Raw genomic sequence first — 26,102 nt, 5'->3', positions numbered from 1 at the left:
GATTTTTATAAGGTGATAGTCATTTAGTGCTACCTATTTATTGTGAAAAACTAGAAGGTTTATTAACCTGCTTTGGATTTTGTGGGTATATTTAGGTGTTTTACATGTAAATTGAAAATTCAGTAAATTTAACATAAATTCACTTATGCCTCATAAATATTGTCATATCAACATTTCTGTACTTTTTCGATTGATTACTTCAATAAAAAGGAATAGTGTTTTTGTGATTTAAGTCCTGTGGTTGAATGGTAAATTGTTAGTGTTTATGAAAAAGGAGAAAAAAATCGATAAAAAATGACAAAAATTTGAATTGTAATCTTATATAGTTGTAATTACAACTAGAGATTGATATTTGGCACCATTGATTCTGTTTACCAAAATGACTGTTTGGGAAAGGAGGCAAAGGTGTTTTTCTTTGGTCTTTTTAGGGTGACTTTAAAAGACTATTGGCTTTAGCAAAGAACAAATATCTTTATAAAATTAGGGGAGGAATGAAGATGAGGAAAAAAAGTAGTTCTGTCAAAGCATTTAGCATCGCTGCATCTGTACTCATGGCATTTTCTTTAGTCGCTCCAAATGTTGCTAGTGCAAAAACGACTGGTAAGCTTCATCAGTCTTTCAGAGATTCAAATTCTAATACAACTCTAGTGAAAGATAAGCTAAGCGATCGATTACTCAATAATTTTAAAGATGACGAAAAGGTAACGTTCCTTATCAAATTTAAAGAAAAATCCGCTGCAAATAAGGTGGCAGCTGAAGCTAAGAAAGATGCACAGACAGATAAAATGACTGCCCATCAAGCTAAGCTTTTTCAACGATCTGCAGTTGTATCAGATTTGAAGGCAACTTCACTTGAGTCGCAAGAGACAGTCAAGCAATTCCTCGAACAGGAAGAGAAAAAAGGAAATGCTAAAGACATCACATCTTACTATATCGTTAATGGAATGGCTGTTACGGCAACAAAAGAGATTGCTGAAAAAGTGGCGACATTTGCAGAAGTAGAAAAAGTATTACCTAATGAAAAACGTCAATTATTTACGACAAAAACAATAGATACACCTGCTCCTAAATCAAAAACGGCAAATGTTGAGTGGAACGTAGAACGTGTTAAAGCTCCACAAGTTTGGGCAAAAGGTATTGATGGGGCAGGAACAGTGGTTGCAAGTATTGATACTGGCGTGCAATGGGATCACCCAGCTTTAAAGCAAAAATATCGAGGCTTTAATGCGTCAAATGGACAAGTTACTCATGACTTCAACTGGTTTGATGCAACTGTAGGACGTAACACTCCGTACGATGACGTTGGTCACGGTACGCACGTAACAGGAACAATGGTTGGTAGCGAACCAAATGGCTCTAACCAAGTTGGGGTTGCACCCGGTGCGAAATATATTTCTGTAAAAGCATTTACTTCAGAGGGAGGATCAGATGAGGATCTTCTGGAAGCAGCACAATGGATTTTAGCACCGACTGATGCAAATGGAAATGCACGAGTAGATATGGCTCCAGATATTGTGAATAACTCTTGGGGTGGCGGTCCAGGTCTTGATGAATGGTACCGAGACGTAGTACGCAATTGGCGCGCTGCAGAAATTTTCCCAGAGTTTTCTGCAGGGAACACAACTAGAACAAATCCAGGTGGACCGGGTTCTGTTGCTGCACCAGCAAATTACCCAGAAGCGTTTGCAACTGGAGCAACTGATATTAATAACAAAGTGGGAAGTTTTTCTCTTCGTGGACCATCGCCATATGATCAAATCAAGCCAGACATTTCAGCGCCTGGTGTGAACATCCGATCAACTGTACCTGGCAGTGGCTATGAAGGTGGCTGGAACGGGACATCAATGGCTGGACCAGCAGTTTCAGGGGTATTAGCTCTTCTTCGTCAAGTAAATGCAAACATAACGGTTGACGAAATGGAACAAGTTTTAATGGATACAGCACTACCATTAACTGACTCTGAATATAAACAAACACCTAATCATGGATATGGTTATGGATTAGTAGATGCTCAGGCAGCTGTTTCTTCAGTAATGACAGGCCTAGGTACGTTAAAAGGTCAAGTAACAAAACAGGGTAATGACAATGAAGCACCAGTATTAAAACATAAAAGTCCTGCAGAAGCATATGCAGGGATGAATTTAGAGTTAACAGCTTCAGTAACTGACAATATTAGCGTTTCATCTGTTGTGTTAAATTACAAAGATGCAGAAGGAGCTTGGCAATCGATTACCGCAACTCACAAATCAGGGGATTATAAATCAGGGGAATTCGGAGTGACAATCCCAGGTGAGAAGATTAAAGTAGGTTCATTCAAGTATAAGTGGACAGTCAACGACTTTGGTAACAATGAAGTAAGTAGTGATGAATTTGCAATTCAAGTAAAATCAGGTATTACAGTAGGATACTCTGAAAACCTAGAAACAAAACCTACTGGTTGGACTTCTTATGGCAATAAAAACAGCTGGGAGTGGGGAACACCGACGTCAGGTCCAGGAAAAGCTGCGTCTGGTGACAAAGTGTATGCAACAAATTTAGCTGGTAACTACGACAGCCAAATGAATGCAACACTAGAGATGCCTCCAGTTGATCTACCACAAGGAAAATCTTATTTACAGTTCAAACAATGGCATAATTTCGAGGAATCCGCATCGGGTAGAGCTTGGGATTATGGACATGTCTTTGTCTCAACTGATAGAGAAGATTGGACACAAGTAATGATGGTCCAAGGCGCTTCAAACGGTTGGACCAATGCAGAAGTTGATTTATCAGCTTATGCAGGTCAACGTATTTATATCGGATTCAATGCGTACTCAGATGGAAGTATAAATAAAGAAGGTTGGTATATTGATGACATCGCACTAGTTGATGTCTCACAAACAGGTAAAGTTTCTAAAGACAAGAATAAAAACAAAGGTGCGAATGGTAAATCTAATAACGCTAACGATAATAACAGCAATAACAAAGGTAATATAGGAAAGGATCAAGATAAAAACGCTATGAAAGAAGCGGTTGATCCTAAAACTATTCGTCCTGTAATGCCTACAAAAGAAAAAACACCGATAGAAGAAGCTGTTGTGAATCCAACACTTTTACCACTTGGTGCACAAGTAAGTATTCTTGAATCTGGAAGATCAGTCTATTCAAATCCTGCTGATGGTTCGTATTCATTAACACTTGCTGCAGGAACATTCACTGCGAAAGCAGAAGCATATGGATTCACTTCTAAGCAACAATCCGTTTCTATTACAGCAGATGGCACGTCGACTGCAAACTTCACATTGAATGAGGTTGCACAAAATACAGTTAGTGGTAAGATTACTGATAAATCAACAGGCGAAGGCTTAGCAGGAGTAACGGCCTTACTCGTTGAAGATGCTAACATTACGCCAGTTACTACAGATGCAGAAGGTAACTATTCATTGACTGCATATGAAGGAGACTACACATTAAAAGTAATCGCTCGTGGTTACTATAGCCAAGAAGTATCAGTTAAAGTTGGTAAGCAAACTACGACACAAAATGTTGAGCTTAAACCATTCAACACGTACCCAGGTGGCGAAATTGGCTACGACGACGGTACTCCTGAAAATGCGCGTGCATTTAATGCAGCTGGCAACGCTTGGGCAGTGAAAATGTCTCTTCCTGAAGGAAAAGAAAACGGAATCGTTACAGATGGCGTATTCCGATTCTGGGACACTGAATGGCCAGTTCCAGGTGGTACGGCATTCGCAGTTGAAGTGTGGGACGCAACTGGAGCAGATGGATCGCCTGGTAAGAAACTTGCAGGCCCAATTGATGCAACAGCTCTACGCAATGGTGAATGGACAGTTGTAGATTTAAGCGAGCACAATATTATTGTAAAAGGTGATTTCTACATGGTGTATCGCCAAACATTCGCTAGTCCGAACACACCAGGGCTTGCAACAGATGAAAGCGGAAAAAATGCAGGACGAAGTTACCAAGGTGTTTCTGATGCTTGGTCGCCATCACCAGCTGAAGAAGGCAATTACATGATTCGTGCTCGTGTAAGCTACGAAGTACACGGTCCAATTATCACTTCACCAGCAACAAAATCTGTTACAAACCAAGCATCAACAAAAATTGAAGGAACAGCTTCACCAACAACAACGATTAAATTAAAACAAAATGATAAAGAAGTTGGATCTGCTGTCGTAGGAGCAGATGGTAAATTCTCAATCGAAGCTAAATTATTAGAAGGTGCGAATGATTTCGTAGCAGTGGCAACTTTAGATAATCGAGTGGTAGGGGAATCTGAAGCCGTCAATGTTATTTTAGACACAGTGAAACCTGAACTGAAAATCGAAAGTCCTCTAGATGGAGATAAAACAAATCGTGAGTCAGTAACAGTTGAAGGTACTGTTGATGATGCGAATCTAGATTGGGTTCGTGTAAATGGAAAAGACGCACCAGTAGTCGACGGAAAATTTTCAAAACGCATTCTTCTCGACAATGGTGTAAATGAAATCAAAGTAGTAGCCAGTGATAAAGCAAATAATAAAGAAACAAAGAAAATTAGCATAACAGCAAATTACGATGCACCTGTCATTGAAAACTTAACACCAGTAGAAGATCTTACTTTAGAAACAGGTAAAAGCGTTAAAATCGAATTTGATAGTGCTCCAGGATTGAAAGCTACTTTCGTAATCCATATGCCTTTAACGAACGTTAATAACGAAGTGCAAAATGCAACTGAACTACCTATGTCTGAACAAGCAGATGGTCATTACGTAGGCTATTGGACAGTACCATCAGGAACAGTAGCAAAAGGAGCAGTAATCGAAGTAAAAGCTGCTGACAATTTCAAAAATGAAGTGCGTCAAGAAGCGAAAGGTAAGCTGTATATTAATGTTGAGAAATAAATGCTAGTGAGTGATGAACCCCCTTTTCTATTATTAGGAAAGGGGGTTTTAATGTCTTGCAGAAAATGTAAAAGAAAAGACTCCTTTTTTATTCACTATTGCGGACCATCTTGTGCACTAATACATATCTTATAAAGAATGAATGGAAAAGGAGTGAAATTGAATGGTTCAACCTCTACACGGAGGACAGTGGCAACGCGAAAGTTCTAATTTTTGGCGAGGGCAGCATTGGAATCAAGGTAACAATTGGAACATGGGCCAAAACTGGCGTCCAGGTCATCAATGGAATCAATGGAATCAGTGGAATCCATGGCAACCATGGAATCCATGGAGTCCTTGGCAGCAATGGCAACCATGGAATCCATGGCATCCATGGCATCAACACGGTCACCGCTGGTAATGAAAAAATAGAACAAGTATAGTCACACACATACACTTAATTTCACACAAGTTTAATGACTATAAAGCATCCCCTGATTCTATTGAGTCAGGGGATATTACTATGCTCCAAAGGTAAATAAAAGTGTAAGGGAGAAGCAAATTATCTAAACGAAGCATGCATATAATAGATTAAAAGGTGGGGTGAATATTGGAGGAATATGCAAATATACTGAGGGGATTTTTGCCTCCAACTGCAACTATTTTAGAATTGCAACAACCTGAGAAAAGGCCAGCGATACTACTAGCAGATATAGATGGAGATCATAAAGAAGAGCTGATAGGAGCATACAATTATCATGGTCAAAATTATATTATGATATTAAAGAGCAACAATAATCAGTGGATTCCATTAGCAGACATCAAAGGAAGCGGATATGGAATAACGAAGTTAGTAGTTGTGCCACTCGTCAATACAAGTATGAATACCTTAATTGTAGGTTGGCAAATAGGCAGTATATGGTCCAGATTAGATCTATTACAATGGACAAATAAAGGTTTTGTCCATATACCTACAAATAATATGGTCTATAGTAAATTACAAGTAGAGGATATGCCGAGTACTAAAGGTTCGGATGGTAAATATGAGTTAGCAATATGGGGCCACGATACGGGGGAGGCATATAAAATAGCTGTCTATCGTTTTAATGGAAATAGACTTGTAAAAGCAAAGGATGTTTACCCATATTATTTCAAAAAGGTAGAAGAATATTATAAGAATCTATTGAAGAATAATGATTATCCTTTTTATTGGTATTATTTATCGGATGCTCAAATGAAGTCAGGAGATTTAGAACAGGCGCTCATTTCACTTGATAAAACGCTGTCATTTAATGCACCATACCCATCTAAAGAAACTCTACTAGAAAAAAGAAAACAAATTATGAATAAGTTGAAGCAACATCATGTGATAGCTCAAACCGTCATAGATAAAAAAAGAGGCGATGTTACGGGTGATGGCTTAATTGATACAATTCTTCTTACTGGTGAGAAAACCGAAGGAAGTCCATATTTGAAGAATATTACCCTTGTTGTTTTTAATGAAAAAACAAATTTTTACGAACAAATTCCATTAAAAGAAAATGCGGGTTATAACCCCACCATATCGCTCGGGGATTATACAGGAGATCATGTAGATGACATATTGATAGTCATAGATTCAGGCGGAAGTGGCGGCATAATATTCGCGTATGTATTTACATATGTGAATGGACAAATGCGCCAAGTATTTGACTCGGAAGCCTATAATGAGCTTTCAAAATACGAAGTTAATTATCTGGATCATTACAAAGTGAGCGTTACTAGCTCCTATCCAAAGAAAAAATATATCTTAGATTTAACGTATAAAGGAAAAGAATATTTATCTGAAATTTATAATATAGATGGCACGCTTAAAGAACCAATTCAAGGCTGGGTTGATCCGATTGGCGGACTCTATCCTATTGATTATGCTAGAGATGGCACCTACGAATTTTTGGCTTACCAAGAAATCGCGGGTAGATATCATGCCGACGGATTAGGATATGTGGAAACTGTATTGAAATGGAATGGACATGAATTCGTTCCAGATCGCCAAACCGTATCGATTTTCGGTGAAGATTTGCTTACGAAGTAATCGGTATTTATGTTAATACTTCTTCAACTAATATATAGTAATTAGAGAGTACAGAAGACGTGAATATTCTGCTAAATAACAATGGAGTGAGTTAGCGCAACAATGAGTCGAGTTAGTGCAACAATTACCAGAGTTAGCGCAACAATCACCACAAATAGCGCAACAAACCACCAACCCACAGATATCACATCCAAATAAATATTGGATTATTTTGTTTTTTGATATTAGAGAGTACAGAAGACGTGAATATTCTGCTAAATAACAATGGAGTGAGATAGCGCAACAATGAAGTGAGTTAGCGCAACAATCACCAAAGATAGCGCAACAATCACCACAAAAAGCGCAACAAACCACCAATCCAGGATATCACTTCCAAATAAATATTGGATTCTTTTGTTTTTTTGATATAATAGGTGAGAAAGTTCATATGTGCAAGAATGTGGGGGGGCTGGTGTTGCCAGCTGAGAATGTATCCGATAGATGCTGACCCTTAGAACCTGATCTGGTTAACACCAGCGGAGGGAACATCAGCTAAAATCTTGAGTATCATTGTATTTTAGAATGTATGTTAACGTCCGGAATAGTTCCGGGCGTTTTTCTTTTTGCATGGAACTTGTCAAAATAATATAGATGGAGGCAAGGGAAATGAAAAGATGTATGTTGCTCATTGTAGCATTATTGGCTTTAGTAGGTTGCCAATCAAGTGAGTCGAAAGGAAATGAAAAAGATTCAAAAAATGCATTAACAAAAGTAACTGTTGTTTTAGATTGGACACCAAATACAAATCATACAGGGTTGTATGTAGCACAAGAACAAGGCTTTTTTAAAGAGCAAGGATTGGATGTAGAAATAATTCAACCAGGTGAAACGGGAGCAGCTCAACTAATAGCATCAGGTAAAGCCGAATTCGGTATTACAGCGCAAGAATCGATTACACAAGCAAGAGTTCAAGGGGTTCCACTCGTGTCAATCGCAGCGATTATTCAGCATAATACATCTGGGTTCGCATCCCCGATAGACAAAAATATTAAATCACCAAAAGATTTTGAAGGTAAAACTTACGGTGGATGGGGTTCCCCAACCGAAAAGGCAATGCTCGATTCTCTTATGAAAATCGAAAAAGCAGATAGTAAAAAGCTAGACATTGTTAATGCTGGAGATGCTGACTTCTTTACAATGGTCAAAAAAGATGTAGATTTTGCATGGATTTACTACGCATGGACAGGTGTTGAAGCGGAACTGCGTGGAGAAAAATTAAACATGCTCTACTTAACAGACTATAGTGACAAACTAGATTACTACACTCCTGTCCTAACAACTAACGAAAAACTGATACAGAGCAATCCAGAAACGGTGAAAGCATTCTCTAAAGCAACATCACAAGGATATGAATTTGCTATAAAAGATCCAGAAACCGCTGCTGATATCTTACTAAAAGCTGCCCCAGAATTAGATGCAGAACTAGTTAAGAAAAGCCAAAAATGGCTAGCTGACAAATATCAAGATGATGCAAAACAATGGGGAGAGCAGAAGCTTGAAGTTTGGGAGAACTATGCAGAATGGATGAGTGAAAATAACATATTAGAAGGAAAATTCGATCCTGAAAAAGCGTTCACAAACGAATTTTTACCGCGATAAGGAGGAGAAAGACATGACCAATTCATTAATCAGTGTACAAATCATTCCAAAAACAAAAACATACGAGGATGTTATTCCTTTTGTAGATGCAGCAATCAAAATTATCGACGATGCTGGTGTGAATTATGAAGTGCATCCACTTGAAACAACAATGGAGGGCGAACTTTCTGAACTACTAGAAATTATCCAAAAAATGAATGAAAAAATGATCGAACTAGGTAGCGTAAATGTTATTACACAAGTGAAAATACTATATCAACCAACAGGTATTACACTTGGGACTTTAACGGAGAAATACAGATAATGAAATGGATACGGGAAAAAGGAGGAGCGTTTTTTCTGCTCCTTTTCATTTTAGGTTGTTGGGAACTGATTGTTAGATTCAAGGAAGTTCCGGGCTGGTTGCTGCCTGCTCCGACAGCTATTTTTTCTGAAGCAATCAAAGCGATCCCTACAATTTCAACTGATATTCTTGCAACAATTCAGTTAGCGATTTTAGGACTTACAATTGGAAGCCTTGTAGGGTTTATCATAGCGGTATCTCTACATATGTTGCCGAAAGTTCAAAAGCTTGTATATCCGTTACTTATTCTATCGCAAAATATTCCAATCATTGTTTTAGCACCTCTTCTAATTATTTGGTTCGGTTTTGGTTTATTACCAAAACTGATCATTATAGGTTTAGTCTGCTTTTTCCCAATAGTTGTAGCTGCATTAGATGGCTTTAAAAATACAGCTCCAGAGCTCAAATACTATATGGAAATGGCAGGAGCTTCGAAAAGCCAATTATTTTGGAAGCTAGAATTACCACATTCACTTCCTTCATTATTTTCTGGGCTGAAAATCTCAGCGACTTATAGTGTCATGGGGGCAGTTATATCTGAATGGTTAGGTGCTAAAAAGGGGATTGGTGTATACATGACTTTATCTCAGTCTTCGTTCCGTACAGATCGTGTGTTTGTAGCTATTTTCACCATCATGCTTTTAAGTGTCCTCGTATTTGGTTTGCTACGGTTGATTGAAAGAAGAGTAATTAAAGGCAAACTAGAGAGGTGAATTCAATGTTACTTAAAATGGACCATATTGAAAAGGCTTATGGAACAACTCAAGTTTTACATGATATTTCTATACATGTAGAGGATGGTGAATTTGTTGTATTACTTGGACCTTCAGGGAGTGGTAAGAGCACCATTTTTAACTTAATTGGAGGAATTGCTACACCAGACGAAGGGACTATTTCTTTGAATGACAAAACCGTTCATGGCCAAAAAGGGTTAATCGGCTATATGCCTCAGCAACCTTCACTGTTGCCTTGGAGAACCGTCATTGACAATGTCGTACTTATGCAAGAGTTAACCGGTAAACCGAATTACGAAGAAGCAAGTGAATGGCTAGAGAAAGTTGGATTACGAGATTTTCAGAATGCCTACCCAATAGAATTATCAGGTGGTATGAAGCAGCGAGTAGCTTTTATAAGAGCGTTACTCAGTAAACAAAACTTATTATGTCTAGATGAACCATTTTCAGCTTTAGATGAATTTACAAGAATTGAAATGCAAAAGTGGCTCCTTTCTGTATGGGAAGAGAATCGAAAATCCGTACTATTCGTCACCCATAGTATTGAAGAAGCAATTTTTTTAGCGGATCGAATTTATATACTAACAAAGCGCCCTGCTACAATAAAAGAAGAGATAAAAGTTCCTTTTGTAAGACCGAGAGAAGAAAGCCTCATAAATTCAAATGAATTCTTTCAACTCAAACAGAAACTTTTTAATATGTTGAAGGATGAAATTGAGGTAGGTGACTAAAATTGATGATTGATGCTCATATTCATTTTGATCAATATAGCGAAGAGCAGCGAGAAATACTATTAAACGAAATGGCTCAATTTAATGTGTCACATCTAATAGCAGTATCTACTCACTTAGCATCGAGTAAGGTCAATTTAAAATTAGCCCAACATGATAAGCGGATTCTTCCTGCATTTGGCTTTCATCCTGAACAAGTAATGTTAGAGGATAGAGAGCAAGTTCAATTGTTTGAATGGATAAGAGAACATATCGAAGAGATGGTTGCAATTGGTGAAGTTGGTCTACCTTATTATTTGAAGCAAGAAAAAGCACTCCCGTATCAACCATATATAAACTTACTTGAAAAGTTCATTGCACTTGCAGCTGAGATGGATAAACCGATTATTCTGCATGCTGTTTATGAAGATGCACACACAGTTTGTGATCTTTTAGAAAAATATAAAGTAACCTCCGCGCATTTTCATTGGTTTAAAGGGGATATATATGTAGTTAAACGAATGATTGCAAATGGATATTTCATCTCCATAACACCAGATGTATTGTATGAAAAGGAAATTCAACAGCTCGTAAAGGAATATCCCTTAGAGCAAATGATGGTAGAAACAGATGGGCCTTGGCCATTTAAAGGGATTTTCTCTGGTAAGATGACACATCCAATCATGATAAGAGCTTCTATTGAAAAGATTGCTACGATTAAACAGCAAGCATTTGAAGAAGTTGCTGCTACCTTATATGAAAATACACAGAAGTTTTATCGCTTGAAGTGCTAGCAAATCACTCACCTTAATAATAAAATCCTCTTTGTCTTCGGGCAAAGGGGATTTTATTTTGATATTGAGGTCACTATCTAGCTAAGCAACAAACACCACAAAAAAAGCCAGAGATATTAAATCTCTGGATGATCTTTAAGCTATAGCAGCTTTTCTATTTAATAAAGTTACACAAGCAAAGCACAGTAGCAAGATTCCGGTAAATACGAAGCAGCCTGTGATGCCAAATGACAACCAACCTAGAAGTGAAGATCCTACAACTACACCTAATGAGAAGAACGCATAGAAGTAACCATAAGCTTTGCCTCGGACCTCAACAGTTGTCGAATCAATCAGCAACGAATTTAATGAAGGGAATAAGAATGCGAAACCAAAGCCATAGCAAGCCATTGCAATGTAAAGCAACGTACTTGTGTCCGCTTGACTAATTAATAGTTGACTTAAACCCATTAAGCTAATGCCAAGCGCTAGCGTTTTAATCGGCTTAACTTTATCAAAGATTCTATTAGTAGGTGATAAGAATACAAGAACAGCTACAATGCCAAATGTACTCATTAACGTCCCACTCACTCGTGAATCAAAACCTAATTCTTGTACCTTTAAAGGTAACAAGTAAGCGATGGCTCCTTGGGAAAACATAAGGAAAAATGCGCCAGAGAAAGCTTTAAGTGTGCCGGCGTTTTTGAAAAAGGCTCGAATTGGGACGTGGACACTAGTAGATGAATCTTTTTTTATTTGAGTTGCTTTTAAAATAAAGGTAGCAAAAATGGCGAGCACTAGCATGCAGACAGCCGTAATATTAAAAACAAATGGAACGCTTGTCCGACTAGCTAAAATTCCACTAAATGCAGGACCAGTAATGGCGGCAATACCTATAAATGCTCCTGATATTGCACTGCTCTTACCACGTTTTTCTTGTTCCGTTTCATTTGCTAAAAAAGTAAATGCTGCTGGAACGATTAATCCTGCTACTAAGCCGTGGATAAAGCGAACAACTAAGAGCATTAACGGAGCATCCGCTAACATATAAAGCAACAAAGAAAGACCAGTAGTGAATAATCCTACGATCAAGATTGTATAGGGACCTTTGCGATCCGTTAAAAACCCCGAAATGATGTTACCAAATGTATTTGACAAAGAATACATACCAACCGCCAAGCCTGTTAGAAAAGCCGAGGCTCCAAGCGATTCAGCAAATGTACTCATGACAGGTAGTTGTGTAAACAAATCGAAGAACGAAAAGAACACAATGACATATATAAATTTTTTCATTAAAAACATCTCCAACAATTAAATTATCTATATATTATAGCTTATCAATGCCAATCACCCAAAATTTTGAAAGTTTTGGGAATGAAAAAAGGGATATTAAGTAAAAAAACTCATACACATGTTATAATAGATTGTAAGAAAGGACTACTTTCTATAATTAATCGTATTTCGAACTAACTATCACGATAAACTAGAGGTGTTACTATGGAATTAATATGTTCCAATTCTACCAAGCAACAAAATACAGTAGAAGCTGTCAAAGAAGTTACGAGTAAACTACATACTGAACCTGCATTACTATTATTTTTCACAAGCACGACACACCAATTTCAAGAAATAACAGCACTATTTAACGCGCAATATCCAAATAGTGAAGTTGTCGGCTTAACGACGACAGGTGAAATTGGGCCATCTGGCTTTTTAGAAAATGGTCTCGTAGCAATGAGCTTTGCAAAGAATATTGGGCAAATAAGTACTGTTTTGATGAACGATATTTCGAAATACCCTGTATTCTCTCGTAATGATTTAATTTCCGCAGCAAAACATATAGGTATTAATCTTACTAGTCAAACACTTGAAAAAGAAGGGGTAGCATTAGTATTCCCGAATGGATTAATTGCCGCAGAAGAAAAGATGCTATCAATTGTCAATTCAATTTTCTCTCATGAGGGATTCCCTGTATTTGGCGCAACTGCTGGAGATGATGCGGAGTTCATCGAAACTTTTGTGAGTTTAAATGGAGACGTATCAAGTAGGGGTGGCATCGTTATCTTTATGAAACCCACTGTCGATTTTGTCATGCTGAAGGAAAATATTTTTACTAGCTCAGGGAAATCGATGAAAGTCACAAAAGTCGACACTGAACAACGAATTGTCTACGAATTAGATGGCAAAATGGCAACGTCAGTCTATGCAAATCTAGTAGGTATAAGAGAAAATGAATTAGATCAATATTTTATGACAAACCCACTAGGTAGAAGATTTAACGATGAAATTTTTATTGCTTCGCCTTTCCAGGTTCTACCGAATGGTGCGATCCAATTTTATTGCCAAGTTTTCCAAGATTCAATTGTTGAGATATTAGAACCAAAAAACCCAGTTGAAACTTTACAACAAACGATACATATATTAAAGTCCGAATTTACCAAATTAGAGGGCGTTCTGGCCTTTAACTGCATTCTAAGAAAATTACAATTTCAAAGTCACGGTCTATTTCCTGATTTAAATCGAGAACTTGAGAAATTGCCTAGTCTAGGAGGATTCTGCAGTTACGGTGAACAATTCAACAAATCCCTTGTTAATCAAACACTAGTACTTTTAGGTTTAGGGAAGAAAAGATAGGAGTGTTTTGCATGCTTAAAAGCTTTTTCAAACAAAAGGACGAACAGTCTGATGTTATAGTGGAAGAAATTGCCGGTTTAACGAAAAAAGAAAAAGAATTAATGATCGAAGGGTTACTTGATCTAATCACATTATTAAAATCATCCAATGAAAAAAACGGGAAAGGAGACAGTGTATTTATCGAGCGTATTACAGATGTCAAAAGTACTGTGGAAGAGGGCAGAACAGCTTTAATTATCTCAAGTGATAATATCCAAAGAATTATTGAAGAAGCGCAAAACATACATAGTATTACAGCTACAGTGGAAGCACAAGGCGAGGAAAATATTCGCTTAGTAACTGAAGGTCATGAAAATATGGACAAGCTCGATGCTCAAATGGATTATGTCAAAGAAGTATTTACTAATTTCGAAAAATCCATCGTCGAAGTACAGCGAGAAACAAATGACATTATAGCTATTACCAATATAATAGCAGGAATAGCAGACCAAACGAATTTACTAGCTCTAAACGCCTCGATTGAAGCGGCAAGAGCAGGGGAACATGGTAAAGGTTTTGCTGTAGTAGCTGCCGAAGTGCGTAAACTAGCTGAACAAAGTAAAAATGCATTAGTAAATGTTAATAAAAAAGTAAACGAAATTGTTGATAAAGTCTCAGTTCTTTCAACAGCTATCGCTGAAAAATCAAAAGAATTCAATCATACTCAAGAAATGACACGTTTCACAAGTGAGTTTTTCGGGAAAATAGCAACATCTGAAAAAGAGCTCTTTACAAGTATGTCAGGTATTAAGCTAGCAACAGATAAAACGATGGCCGAAATCATCACATTCCGTAAGGAACTTGAGGCGATTGTCCATCTATCAGAACAATCAACGAAAAGAATTGATGAACTGTACATATTCTCTCAAGATAAATTTTTCATTTCAACAGATATGACATCCTATATTTCTCAAGTAAAATACTTAGTTGAAGCATTAAAAAATAACCAGCTTTAATATAAACAGAAAGAACCCTCGATCATAATTGCGTGATTGGGGGTTCTCTTCATATGCATTAGTTAGCTATAATAATTAATTTACCTTGATCTAGTTTCTCTTCGGCATTAGCAGCTTCTTCTTTTGTTAAGCCGGCAGCCCCCATCTTATTGCGTAGTTCATCACCACGTGAAGTGAACATGTTTTTCATACTATTTAAGATACCTTGTTCTTTTATTCCAACTTCAGCAGTATCTAGAGTATTATTGATATCTTCAGATCTTTCTTTGAAGTGAGCAAAGACATAGATATCATTTCGAGTACGGCCTTGCATTTCTAATTTTTTGATTTCTTCCAATGCTTGCACGGCATTTTCTACGGTTAATTTTAATGTCATTTGAATCCCTCCGATTTTAATTTATATATAATCTTTACCCTAGAGTTTTAGGGTCTAAACAAAAAGCAGAAAAAGACTAAGAGGTAAACAATAAAATGATTTACTTAAAACGGGACTATATATAGGAAGTAAAATAATTCGAAGGAAGAAAACTAATTGTATGATTCTTTTTGAAACTTTTTATCCTTCCACACGTATATAAAGTAGATCGCGATAATTATCCGTGATTCTATGGGCTACCGCTCCTATATCAGTGTAAATATCCGATAGTGCATGATACACTGTTTAGTGGGGTTTGCACCAAAGAAAAACTACCAAAATTGACGGAGGGTCATACATTGAAAAAATTAGTAGCAGCTTTATTTGCAGCCACTCTTGTATTCTCAAGTGTCGGAAGCTTTGTATTCAACGATCAAGCAACAACTGTTGAAGCAAGAGGTTATAAATCAGGTAAAAAAGGTTTCAATACGAACAAGAATTACAACAATAACAATAACCAACCAACAAACTCAAATATTCAAAAAGATAAACAAGATACAAAAACAAAGAACGGAACATCAGCTACAAAATCAGGCGGTGGCTTCATGAAGGGCGGCCTTATGAAAGGTCTTATGCTTGGTGGACTAGCGGGATTACTATTCGGCGGTCTATTTGGTAACATGGGAGCACTTGGTTCTATTTTAGGATTCGCAGTAAATATCCTAGCGATTATCGTATTAATCGCATTAGTTCGTAAAGTATTCACTATGCTAAAAGCAAAAAAACGTAAAGAGGAAGCAAACCCATGGAACAGATAATTATTCCAGAACAAGATATTATCAATGCAATCTGTCTTTTCCAAGCTCGTAACAAAAACGTTATGCCAGAAGATGTTGAAGTTGAATTGGCTTACGATGATGATGAAGGCTTTTCAGCAGAATCATTCATTAGAGGTCAAGTCGAAGCAGTCAGTGAAGCGGGTTTAATAGCAGCGGTTCGTTTATGGATTTCTGAATTCCTAAACCGTGATCCATTTGCTTCAGGGATTGAACTTGTATTAGATGATGAAGAAGGCATTATTGCCTTAGTAAATTAATGAAACACATAGCAAAAACAGCACTGATTTTTAAATCAGTGCTGTTTTTTATATTGTTTTAATAATAAAACAAAAATACCATCATTTCTCAAATAAATAGGCTTAAATGTGGTAAAATAAGTATGATACATGAAGTGGAAGAACTAAATACATAAAAATGAAGGAGCTTTAAAATCGATGCAGAATACTAGCAAAACCCGTACCAAACGTTTTAGAACGCTTATGCTTTGTTCCATACTATTAATCCCTTCGATAATAACATTAACGAAAACAGACATCGCTCAAGCTGCCAATTCTACTAATTTACAAAAAACAAAGGTAGGCTTTCAAACAACGAGAAAAAAGCCAACTACAACTAAGAAAAAAACAACTACAACTAAGAAAAAGATTGTAAAAAGCTATAATGTAAAAAACGGCAAACTGTATAAAGGAAACAAGCTCTATAAAAAACAAAAGCTTTATCAAGGAATCCTCTATATAGATGCAAAAAAAGCAACCGGTCGATACACGGTTGCTGGTAGTGAACGATACTATAAATCCGGTCAACTTTTTACGGGTTTATTAGAAGGGTACTATTACGAATTTGGTAAAGAGCCTGGAAGATATGTCGTTTATCAAAACAAACTTTATACCCCAGAAGGTTGGCCAAATGAAGGCTTTAGAATTTATAATGGCTTACTTTACGACGGGGAATATTTAAATGAAGGTGCGCTTATTTATAAAAGCCAATTATATTACGGGCCAAAAGTAAGTAGTGGCTTTAGAATTTTTGATGGCGAGCTTTATTACGGTGCGACTTTAAGAAAAAGTAAGACGGTATATAAAGATAGATTGTATTCTGACGCAAAACCGAATGTTGGCTTTACTACCTATAAGAAGAAACTATATGATGGACCAGATTTAAATGAAGGCCTCATCCTATATAACGATTTCCTTTATAATGATGGAGATTATAATACAGGATATACATTATTTGAAGATCGACTTTACAATGGTAGAGATGAAAATTATGGAATTGCGAAATTTGATGGTAAATATTATTACCATACAGATATCGCAAATGGCAAATACGGCGGAAATTTATACGAAGATGGAGATTTAGTTAGAAATGCGACGACTATTAAATCTATTCGTATTATTGATACGAAAACGCTAGAAGTAACCTATAGCCAAGCAGTCAATAATAAGAAGCCTTTGATCAACGTAGAAAAAAATGACGTTCTATATACAATCTCTGCATTTAAATGGAACAAGGCCAAAACAGTATCTACCTTTGATATATCAGGACCAGTCACTGCAGGAAAATATAACATTACTATTTTCGGCATTGATAACATTAAACTATTCGGTTCTATTACAGTTGAAGGTGAATCAGCACTCCATATTGCAGATACCAATTTTGGTTTTGAAATTGTAGAAGAATAAAGAATAAGAAACGTAGTCAGTATCTTCTGGCTACGTTTTTATATTTTATGGGTAAATGTACTGGAAGTATAGAATACCAATCTATATGATTTTGTATAAAAAGATACATATAATGGTTTTACTAGAATAATTAAACTCAAAAAATTAACAAGGAAATAATTATAGTTAATCCTTTTTATTAACATAATTCGCAAAAATATTATTAAAAACATCCTAAATATACAATAAAAGGTAATATTTTAAGTCTAAATAGATTGAATATTAAAACTATTTAAAAATGCGGATATAATAGGTTTATAGTAAATTTTTATTATTTATAACCCAATTTAAGTAATTTTTAAACAACATTTTACGAAAATAAGTTGATTTTAATAAATTTTTAACAGGAAATTATCTTGGAATAGTATAGTTTTATTTTATCATTATGTGGAAATTTATATAAATTTAATAGGAATATACTATCAAAAACGAACAAAATGGTAAAAAACTCAAAAAAATAGTAAGTATACCTTTTGATATGTGTTAATATAGTCAATAAGGATTACGTAAAGTAAATTTAAAGGATATTTAACGGTATTAACTACATGACTTTAAAACTTTTAGATAGTCCGCACGTAAAGGAGAATGAATAAAATGGTAAACAACAAACTTAAACTAGTAAAATCGGCTACTGCCTTTGTCATTGGTGCTACAGTATTAACAGGAGCATTCGCAGCTGCTGGATCAGATACAGCATTCGCAAAAAACTCAACTTCAGTAAAGGTGAGCAACGGTAAACTTGTAAATAAAAGCACAGGTAAAGTTGTAAAAGGTTACAAAACTTACAACAAAGCTCTATATAAAGACGGTAAAAAATTCACTGGTCTTTACAAAAAGACTTATTACAAAGCTGGTAAAAAAGCGACAGGTACTTATAAATCTGTATACTACAAAGCAGGTAAAGCATACACTGGCGTAACTAACAAAACTTATTACAAAGCTGGTAAAAAAGCGACAGGTACTTACAAAAACGTATACTACAAAACTGGTAAAGCATACACTGGCGTAGTTAACAAAACTTATTACAAAGCTGGTAAAAAAGCGACAGGTCTTTACAAAGGCGTATACTACAAAACTGGTAAAGCAGCAACAGGAATCTTCGAAGGTCAACTTTACATTTCTGGTAACCTAAGCAAAGGTTTAGAACTTTACAAAGACCAACTTTACAAAGATGGTTCATTAAACAAAGGTTTAGTAGTATTCAAAGACCAACTTTATAAAGATGCAGCTTTAAACAAAGGTTTAGTTGAATTTGACAAAAAATTCTACTTCGACGCAGCACTTGCTAACGACACTTACACAGTAGAAGGCGTTGAACGCGCATTCGAAAACGGTATTGAAGTTGGTGCTAAAGTTAAAGCTGTAGAAGCGATTAACGGTACAACTGTTGAAGTTAAATTTAACAAATCAGTAGATAAAACTGAAGCTGAAAAAGCGGGCGTAGTAACAATTGAGGGTGTTTCACTTTCTGCTGGTAAATTATCAGAAGATGGTAAAACGTTAACTTTAACTACAACTACTGCTATTAAAGTTACAGATGCTACTGTAGTAGTTAACGCAATCAAAACAAAAGCAGATGCTAAAGTATCTACTGAAAAATTCGTAAGCAAAATTACTTTTGAAGATAAAGTAGCTCCTTCAATTTTAAGCGTTGAAGCTCAAACAAACGGTACAGTAGCAAAAACTGCAACTATCCAATTATCAGAACCAGTAAAAGCTGGCGTACTAGTTAAAGTTGATGGTGATTATGTTGCAGTAACTTCATTCACAGGTACTTCTGATAAATTAGAATTAACAGGCTTAAATCTTGAAGCAGGTAAAGCACATACTTTAGAAGTAATCAATGCAGAAGATACAGCTGGTAACAAAGTAGTATCAATTTCAGCTAACTTCACAGTATCAGTAGATGCAGCAATTCCATCTTCAACAGTTTCAGCGGGTGCTAGCGATAAAGAAATTTTAGTAACATTCAGTAAAGCAATGAATGTAGCTAAAGTAGCTAATATCACAGTTAAAGATGAAGCTCTAGCAGATGTTAAAGTTAGCGGTGTAGCAGTAGTAGAAGGTTCAAAGGATACACAATTCAAAATTACTGTTACAGAAGATATTTTCAAAAATAAAGATAGCCGTACATTCAGCGTAGTATTACCTAAGGATATGGAAGATAAATTAGGCAATAAAACAACTGATTCAGTACTAAAAGTAACTTTAACAAAAGACGCAGTTAAACCAGTAGCAACTGGCTACAACGTAGTTAAAGATAAAGATGGTAAAGTTGAATCAATCGAAATTAACTTTAGCGAAGGTTTAAAAGCTGGCTCTGTAGCAACAGATACTACAGTACACGGTGCAGCAGCTTCAATCGTTAATGCAAACGGTGTTCTTGATACAGATACATTTGCAAACTTCAAATCTAAAGAAGTAAAAGCTGGAGATAAAAAATTAGTATTTAAAGCAGCAACTGCTGAAGCTATTTCAGGTCAATATGCTATCTCATTCAAATCTGACTTAGTAACTGACCAAGCTGAAGCTAACAACAAATCAGTAGCATTCAACTACACAATCGATTTCGGTCAAAGTCAACAAGCTACTGAATTTGTAGTAACAAAAGCTGAAGCATCATCTAATGTTATTACTGTAACATTCCCAGAAGCAGTAAAAGGCGGAGCAGTAGCTGGTTCAGCAACTGACCTTGCAAACTATACTTTAGGCGGTAAACCACTTCAAGCTCTAAATGGTACTACTATTACTCTTGATAAAGATCAAAAAGTGGCAACAATTACTTTACCAGCAGAATCAATTGCAAAAGACGATAAAGCATCTGTATTCACAGTAGCTAACGTTAAAAATATTGCGGGTTCAAAAACAGTGAAATCTTACACTGGTACTGTAGATGTTAAAGATAACATAGCTCCTAAATTACAATCTGCCCAACTATTAGCAGATGGTAAAACATTTGTATTAGCTTATGATGAAGCATTAAGTTCATCATTAACTGGAGATGTAGTTTCTGCATTCAAATTTACTGAAGACGGTAAAGAAGTAACTGTTACTAAAGCAGAAATTAAGAGTGTAACAGGTAAAACTTTAATCGTAGAAGCACAAAAATCTGTAAATGCTACAACTCCAGCAGTTAAAGCAACAGCAGACGGTTTCTATGCAGCAGATGGAACAGCCTACACAGTAAAAGCTGGAGATGCAATCGGTGCAAACAAATTCTATGCTAAAGATTCAGTAATCGTTGTAGCAGACCCAGCAAATGGCGTTGAAGAAGTTAAAGCAACAGCAGATGGATTCTATGCAGAAAATGGTACAGCTTACACAGTAAAAGCTGGAGATGCAATCGGTGCAAACAAATTCTATGCTAAAGATGCAGTAATCGTTGATGAAAAGACAGAAGCAAAACCTGTAAACTTTGACATTACTAAAGTTGTAACACTTGAAACAGTAGTAGCTAAAGACAAAGTTGAAGATGCTGCAGGGAATGACCAAAAAGCAGAAATCAAAGTTACTACAACTCGTTAATTATAACTTTTTATTAAATCCTTTTTAAAACCTTATTGGGTGAACGGATTCAAAGACTCCTATCTTCTTCGGAAGATGGGAGTTTTTTTGTTTCATAGCTTCTGGATTCTCTTTTTTAATAAATATTATTATTTTGAATTCTAGTTCTCATGTACTTGTGCATGGGGGCTTTTTAACTACGGGGGAGATTCATGAGTTTTAGAAGTTAATAGCATCTAAAGGCATTTTAAGAGTGAAGGGAGAATTAATATGAAAGTAGGTGATACTATCGCAATACCAACTGTTGCTGCTTGGACATAGAGCCCATAATTTCATTAGAAATTATGGGCTCTTGATTTATTTGTAAATAAATTAATAATGAAAACTCTTGATTTAGGATGTGAATATTTAGAAAGAAAAAGTGTTCCATCAACAAATAAAGTGCTTTGAGCGACAAATCTTCTAAATTATTTAATCAATCGGAGTGTTCCCTTAAATTAATCAATATTCTTCACTTAAAATTTCTTGAGGAATACTTAAGTAGCTTTCTGCTATCGTATTCATTAGTTTATTTTCTTTAAAATCATGATCAAGATTTACTTGTTGTAATTCTTCGGTAGGACCAAGTAAAGGGTTATTATGGTCATCCTGATTTTCTACTATATCACTTTTAATTTCATCTTTTTCTTTATTTAGTAAGTTTCCTATCTTATCATCAACGAAGTCAATTGAGTCGGATATGATGATCTTGAACTCATCAAATACGATTTCTAGGTTTTGGGGAAGAATAGAAATTAATTCAACACTATCTTTGAATATTGATTCCTTGTTCCAATCAAGGAGCTTATTTGGAGAATTGTTCATTGTATAATACGAACCGGCGAAAAAAGAAATTGAACCTATTAGTAAAATGGCGAAAAGCTTCTTAATCATAATTTATCATCCTTCTTTCATTGATAAATACATACTTTCCAAAAAAGGATGAAATTATAACTGTAAGTTAGCATCCCAATAATTAGAAAATGTTCATATGAGAAGAAAACCTTCTATATCGGAAATATATGATATTAATATTCTTCGAATAGAGTTATTGCCGAATGCCTATCAGGCTAATACCAGAAATAGCTGCTAAAAATGAAAGAGAAGATTTTGATTAAATCATTTACGTGAAACTCCATTTGTGTTAACCTGTTTTAAATTAAAGGTTAACACATTTTTAATTTACCTTTAAAAAAACACGTAAATGAGGGAGATTCATTGCAACATTTTTGGGTAGTTGGTACTGACACAGATGTTGGGAAAACATTTATCACAACATTATTCATGCGTTATCTCCAGAAGCAGGGACATAAAGTAATACCATACAAACCTGTACAAACGGGGGAAGTCTCGGATAAAGGTCGCTATTATTATCACGACACAACAAGCTATTTAGACTATAGCTTACAACCTTTAGTCGAAGAGGCACTGAATACATACTCTTTCTCGATTCCTGCATCACCGCATTATGCCGCTGAGCTTGAAGGAGAAACAATTAAAGAAGACAGGCTTCTAAAAGCAATTGATATGCTAAAACTAGAATATGACACGGTTATTTGTGAGGGGGCTGGGGGATTGTATGTGCCACTTCAATCGGATACTACTTTGACATTGCTTGATGTCATTCAGCAATCGGCACTACCTGTCATACTCGTAGCAAATACGAAGCTTGGTACGATCAATCACACTCTGTTATCTGCTGAGGTACTGAAGGCGCGGAATATTGGTTTACTAGGCATTGTGTTCAACCAATTCGAACAGAGTGCATTAGAAAAAAATAATATCGACACAATTCGAAAATTTATCGATGTGCCAACATTGGTCATCGAGGCTAATCGTACGATTGAAAGCTTCGATGATGAATCGGTTTTTGAAAGGTTGATGACCCATGACATATAAAGAACTTCAAGCGCTTGATCTTAAACATATTTGGCATCCTTGCTCACAAATGAAAGACTATGAATCCTTTCCGCCGATTGTGATAGAACGTGGCGAGGGGGTGTGGTTGTACGATAAACAAGGTAATCGCTATTTAGATGCGGTTTCATCGTGGTGGGTCAATTTATTTGGGCATACGAATAAGCGGATTAGCCGAGCTTTAGCTGAGCAAGCGCAAAAATTGGAGCACGTCATTTTTGCGAATTTTACCCATGTGCCTGCTATTCATGTGGCAGAGAAACTCGTTGCATTGACACCAAAAGGTTTGGAAAAGGTGTTTTTTGCCGATAACGGATCCGCCGCAATTGAAGTCGCGTTAAAAATGAGCTTTCAGTACCGTGCCCAAACGAATCAGCCAAAGAAAAAACGTTTTTTAGCGTTTACAAATGCCTATCATGGCGAAACACTCGGTGCCTTATCTGTTGGTGGGGTCGATTTATACAACGAAGTATATGCTCCTCTGTTATTAAATGTTGTACAGACACAGGGGCCGGATTGTTTCCGCTGTCCTTTTGGCGAGTCATCCGCGACCTGTAACGCCCCTTGTACACAGTACGTAGAAGAACAATTGAAACAACATGGCGATTCAATTTCCGCGGCCATTATTGAGCCATTAATTCAAGCAGCAGCAGGTATGAAGATGTATCCAGCAGTTTTTTTGGAAAAATTAAGAGTATTATGCGATAAATACGATGTGCATCTCATTGCAGATGAGGTGGCGGTTGGCTTTGGCCGTACTGGTACATTGTTCGCTTGTGAGCAAGCTGATATTACACCGGATTTTTTATGTTTATCAAAAGGAATTACGGGCGGGTACTTGCCCCTCTCTGCTGTACTGACAACGAATGAAGTGTATAACGCCTTTTATGACGACTACGGAACGATGAAGGCATTCTTACATTCGCATAGTTATACAGGTAACCCGCTCGCCCTACGTGTAGCAGAGGAAGTACTGACAATTTTTGAAGAAGAACAAGTGTTGACTAAGTTAGCACCCAAACAACAATTATTAAAAAAATTAGCACATGAAGCATTTGATCATTTACCTTATGTAGGTGAATACCGTCAAACTGGCTTTGTTGGTGCAGTTGAATTAGTCATGAATAAAGAGACGAAGGCGCAATTCCCAAGTGAAGAGCGCATCGGCTATCAAATTTATCAGCGTGCACTAGAAAAAGGGCTCCTAATCCGTCCGCTTGATCATATTATTTATTTCATGCCACCATATGTCATTTCGGAAGACGAAATCAAATGGATGATTGAAACAACGAAGGAAGTCATCGACCAATTTTTTAAAGAAAGGTGCGAATAAATTGAAAACATCACGAACCTTATCGCTTACACTAGTCGCGATTTTTGCCGCAATGACCGCAATTGGAGCCTTTATTAAAATTCCGTTACCGATTGTACCCTTTACACTGCAAATTATTGTTGTGTATCTAGCAGGTTCATTATTAGGAAGTAAGCGAGGTTTACTAAGTCAATTGGTTTATGTTCTCGTCGGTTTAGCTGGACTACCGGTTTTTTCACAAGGCGGAGGTTTTACGTATGTATTACAGCCGACGTTTGGTTATTTAATTGGCTTTGCTGCAGGTGCCTATACGATCGGCTACATCATTGAAGGTGTAGAGCAACCCACACGTAAACATTTTATTATCGCAAATGTAATCGGCACTGCTGTCATTTATGCTTTTGGCGTCAGTTATCTTTACGTAGCATTAAATCTCTGGCTAGACATACCAACTAGCCTATCACATGTACTTGCAGCAGGGTTGTTTAGTACGGTAGGTGTTGACATAGCACTTGCTATTTTTACAAGTTTATTAGCTATACGCATATATCCATTGTTGAAAACAATCCATTCAACGAAAAGAGGAGTACAAAATAAACTGGCAAACACTAGCTCAAGAAGTTATTAAGGGTAAAAAATTAACAAATGAAGAAGCGATAGCAATTTTAATAACAGAAGATGATGAATTGCTTCCTTTACTGCATGATGCTTTTACGATTCGTAAACATTACATTTAGGCTCATAGGGCTTTTTAAAGGGAATGTTAAAGGACAAGTAGTATATTTAATGTTACAAGATTTAGGTTTCAAAATCGAGATTGCAGAAAAACAAGCTGAATTTTTAATGTCATATAGCCAACGGAAAAACGAGAATCTTATACACTGATTCAAATTTCACTCATTTTGAAAATTGATTACTTACTTCTAATTTTTTGCGGCTAAAATGGAATATCAGGCTTTCGAAATATCTCTTGAAATTAAGCATCTCCAAAAATGCACCATACACTTTTGGAAATGCTTTTTTGTTATTTTGTCATCGTTTAGAATTATTTAAATCTCTGAAGCTTGTACTCTCAAACTCCGAATAATTGTTGGATTCATGTCTGTATATTATTTAATTTTAAGCATATATAAGAATACAGTATCAGTAATTGGAATTATTTCCCCGGTTATAAGTATATTTCTCCATCGGTTTTACCAGAATAGTACAAGTATACTATTGCATGAAGGAGGGATATTTTTTGGAAAAGAATCTTACGTTTTCTCCACGTAACAAACTATTTTTAGCCGGATTACTTCTATTAATCTTATCCATTTTAGATTCTATATTTACCGACTTTGGCATTCGAAATAACCATATTACTGAAGCAAATCCACTTATGCAAATAATATATGAATATAGTGTTATTGGGTTTTATTCGTTGAAAGTTATGCTTCCCTTTTTGTTATTGTACATCCTCAGCAAGGTTCAGCTAAGAAAACCTTTACAGCTATTAATGGGAGCGGCTATTATCCTTTATACTGTTGTGTTCTTTCAACATATTTTGTGGATTTCATTAGTAGTTTAATCGTAGGTTCCAGTCTCTAATGGTATTAGTCCTTAATCTCTACGGAGGTTAGGGGCTTTCTTTTGCCGAAGTAAGCCCAATTTCA

At 36.2% G+C, this 26,102-nt stretch carries 22 protein-coding genes and 1 riboswitch; of the genes, 19 read left to right on the top strand and 3 right to left on the bottom strand.

The features are described 5' to 3' along the window. The first annotated feature begins 497 nt into the window (after positions 1–497). The 9 genes from ACZLO7_RS19555 to ACZLO7_RS19515 all read left to right on the top strand — a co-directional run bounded on the left by ACZLO7_RS19555 (position 498) and on the right by ACZLO7_RS19515 (position 11,155). Entirely contained in the window at positions 498–4,883 is a 4,386-nt protein-coding gene (locus tag ACZLO7_RS19555; RefSeq protein WP_464939573.1) for a S8 family serine peptidase, read from the top strand. Positions 4,884–5,046: 163 nt separating this feature from the next. Beyond that, the gene (locus ACZLO7_RS19550; RefSeq protein WP_464939574.1) at positions 5,047–5,283 is read left to right on the top strand and encodes a hypothetical protein; all 237 of its coding nucleotides are present in this window, start codon (positions 5,047–5,049) and stop codon (positions 5,281–5,283) included. Positions 5,284–6,204: 921 nt separating this feature from the next. Next, positions 6,205–6,936: a YybI family spore inner coat protein gene (locus ACZLO7_RS19545; protein WP_464939605.1), complete on the top strand. Its 732-nt coding sequence runs from the start codon at positions 6,205–6,207 to the stop codon at positions 6,934–6,936. A 115-nt stretch (positions 6,937–7,051) separates the two neighbouring features. Then, entirely contained in the window at positions 7,052–7,198 is a 147-nt protein-coding gene (locus ACZLO7_RS19540; RefSeq protein ID WP_464939575.1) for a hypothetical protein, read from the top strand. 169 nt (positions 7,199–7,367) lie between these two features. After that, a riboswitch (TPP riboswitch) is annotated at positions 7,368–7,477 on the top strand. A gap of 104 nt (positions 7,478–7,581) precedes the next feature. After that, positions 7,582–8,574: an ABC transporter substrate-binding protein gene (locus ACZLO7_RS19535; protein ID WP_464939576.1), complete on the top strand. Its 993-nt coding sequence runs from the start codon at positions 7,582–7,584 to the stop codon at positions 8,572–8,574. A 13-nt stretch (positions 8,575–8,587) separates the two neighbouring features. Beyond that, positions 8,588–8,878, top strand: coding sequence for a thiamine-binding protein (locus ACZLO7_RS19530; RefSeq protein ID WP_464939577.1), 291 nt, complete (start codon positions 8,588–8,590; stop codon positions 8,876–8,878). Beyond that, positions 8,878–9,630, top strand: a complete 753-nt coding sequence (locus tag ACZLO7_RS19525) for an ABC transporter permease (protein WP_464939578.1) — start codon at positions 8,878–8,880, stop codon at positions 9,628–9,630. Before ACZLO7_RS19530 ends, ACZLO7_RS19525 begins: the two co-directional genes overlap by 1 nt. 5 nt (positions 9,631–9,635) lie before the next feature. After that, complete coding sequence (locus ACZLO7_RS19520; RefSeq protein WP_464939579.1) at positions 9,636–10,382, top strand: ABC transporter ATP-binding protein; 747 nt, start codon at positions 9,636–9,638, stop codon at positions 10,380–10,382. Positions 10,383–10,387: 5 nt separating this feature from the next. Continuing rightward, positions 10,388–11,155, top strand: coding sequence for a TatD family hydrolase (locus ACZLO7_RS19515; protein WP_464939606.1), 768 nt, complete (start codon positions 10,388–10,390; stop codon positions 11,153–11,155). Between the two features lie 135 nt (positions 11,156–11,290). Here ACZLO7_RS19515 and ACZLO7_RS19510 read toward each other — a convergent pair whose 3' ends face one another. After that, complete coding sequence (locus ACZLO7_RS19510) at positions 11,291–12,427, bottom strand: MFS transporter (RefSeq protein WP_464939580.1); 1,137 nt, start codon at positions 12,425–12,427, stop codon at positions 11,291–11,293. A gap of 204 nt (positions 12,428–12,631) precedes the next feature. Here ACZLO7_RS19510 and ACZLO7_RS19505 point away from each other — a divergent pair, with 204 nt between their 5' ends. Further along, complete coding sequence (locus ACZLO7_RS19505) at positions 12,632–13,768, top strand: FIST signal transduction protein (RefSeq protein ID WP_464939581.1); 1,137 nt, start codon at positions 12,632–12,634, stop codon at positions 13,766–13,768. 11 nt (positions 13,769–13,779) lie between these two features. Then, complete coding sequence (locus ACZLO7_RS19500; RefSeq protein WP_464939582.1) at positions 13,780–14,763, top strand: methyl-accepting chemotaxis protein; 984 nt, start codon at positions 13,780–13,782, stop codon at positions 14,761–14,763. Positions 14,764–14,821: 58 nt separating this feature from the next. Here the strand turns inward: ACZLO7_RS19500 and ACZLO7_RS19495 are convergent, their stop codons facing one another. After that, positions 14,822–15,139, bottom strand: a complete 318-nt coding sequence (locus ACZLO7_RS19495) for a YflT domain-containing protein (protein ID WP_464939583.1) — start codon at positions 15,137–15,139, stop codon at positions 14,822–14,824. Positions 15,140–15,477: 338 nt separating this feature from the next. Here ACZLO7_RS19495 and ACZLO7_RS19490 point away from each other — a divergent pair, with 338 nt between their 5' ends. From ACZLO7_RS19490 to ACZLO7_RS19475, 4 genes are all read left to right on the top strand, one after another. Continuing rightward, positions 15,478–15,936 (top strand): hypothetical protein, encoded by a 459-nt coding sequence (locus ACZLO7_RS19490; RefSeq protein ID WP_464939584.1) that lies wholly within the window; start codon positions 15,478–15,480, stop codon positions 15,934–15,936. After that, positions 15,924–16,214 (top strand): DUF2653 family protein, encoded by a 291-nt coding sequence (locus ACZLO7_RS19485; RefSeq protein WP_427753271.1) that lies wholly within the window; start codon positions 15,924–15,926, stop codon positions 16,212–16,214. The genes ACZLO7_RS19490 and ACZLO7_RS19485 overlap by 13 nt, the downstream gene beginning before the upstream one ends. 177 nt (positions 16,215–16,391) lie before the next feature. After that, the gene (locus tag ACZLO7_RS19480) at positions 16,392–17,639 is read left to right on the top strand and encodes a hypothetical protein (RefSeq protein WP_464939585.1); all 1,248 of its coding nucleotides are present in this window, start codon (positions 16,392–16,394) and stop codon (positions 17,637–17,639) included. A gap of 633 nt (positions 17,640–18,272) precedes the next feature. After that, complete coding sequence (locus tag ACZLO7_RS19475; RefSeq protein WP_464939586.1) at positions 18,273–21,203, top strand: toxin-antitoxin system YwqK family antitoxin; 2,931 nt, start codon at positions 18,273–18,275, stop codon at positions 21,201–21,203. Positions 21,204–21,683: 480 nt separating this feature from the next. On the opposite strand, the gene ACZLO7_RS19470 is transcribed toward ACZLO7_RS19475, so the two are convergent. Beyond that, positions 21,684–22,115, bottom strand: coding sequence for a hypothetical protein (locus tag ACZLO7_RS19470; RefSeq protein WP_464939587.1), 432 nt, complete (start codon positions 22,113–22,115; stop codon positions 21,684–21,686). A gap of 324 nt (positions 22,116–22,439) precedes the next feature. Between ACZLO7_RS19470 and bioD the strand changes: the two genes are divergently transcribed. From bioD to ACZLO7_RS19450, 4 genes are all read left to right on the top strand, one after another. Next, complete coding sequence (gene bioD / locus ACZLO7_RS19465; protein WP_464939588.1) at positions 22,440–23,120, top strand: dethiobiotin synthase; 681 nt, start codon at positions 22,440–22,442, stop codon at positions 23,118–23,120. After that, on the top strand, positions 23,110–24,471 hold the full coding sequence (bioA, locus tag ACZLO7_RS19460; protein WP_464939589.1) for an adenosylmethionine--8-amino-7-oxononanoate transaminase: 1,362 nt from the start codon (positions 23,110–23,112) through the stop codon (positions 24,469–24,471). The genes bioD and bioA overlap by 11 nt, the downstream gene beginning before the upstream one ends. 52 nt (positions 24,472–24,523) lie before the next feature. Next, positions 24,524–25,078 (top strand): biotin transporter BioY, encoded by a 555-nt coding sequence (locus ACZLO7_RS19455; RefSeq protein ID WP_464939607.1) that lies wholly within the window; start codon positions 24,524–24,526, stop codon positions 25,076–25,078. 612 nt (positions 25,079–25,690) lie between these two features. Further along, positions 25,691–26,017 carry a DUF5658 family protein gene (locus ACZLO7_RS19450; RefSeq protein ID WP_464939590.1) on the top strand — a complete coding sequence of 109 codons (327 nt, stop codon included), beginning with the start codon at positions 25,691–25,693 and terminating at the stop codon, positions 26,015–26,017. The last annotated feature ends 85 nt before the right edge of the window (positions 26,018–26,102 follow it).

It is taken from the genome of Viridibacillus sp. d25.2 (assembly GCF_055456015.2).
Note: the sequence above shows the minus strand (reverse complement) of the source record. Positions and strands in the feature narration are given on the sequence as shown.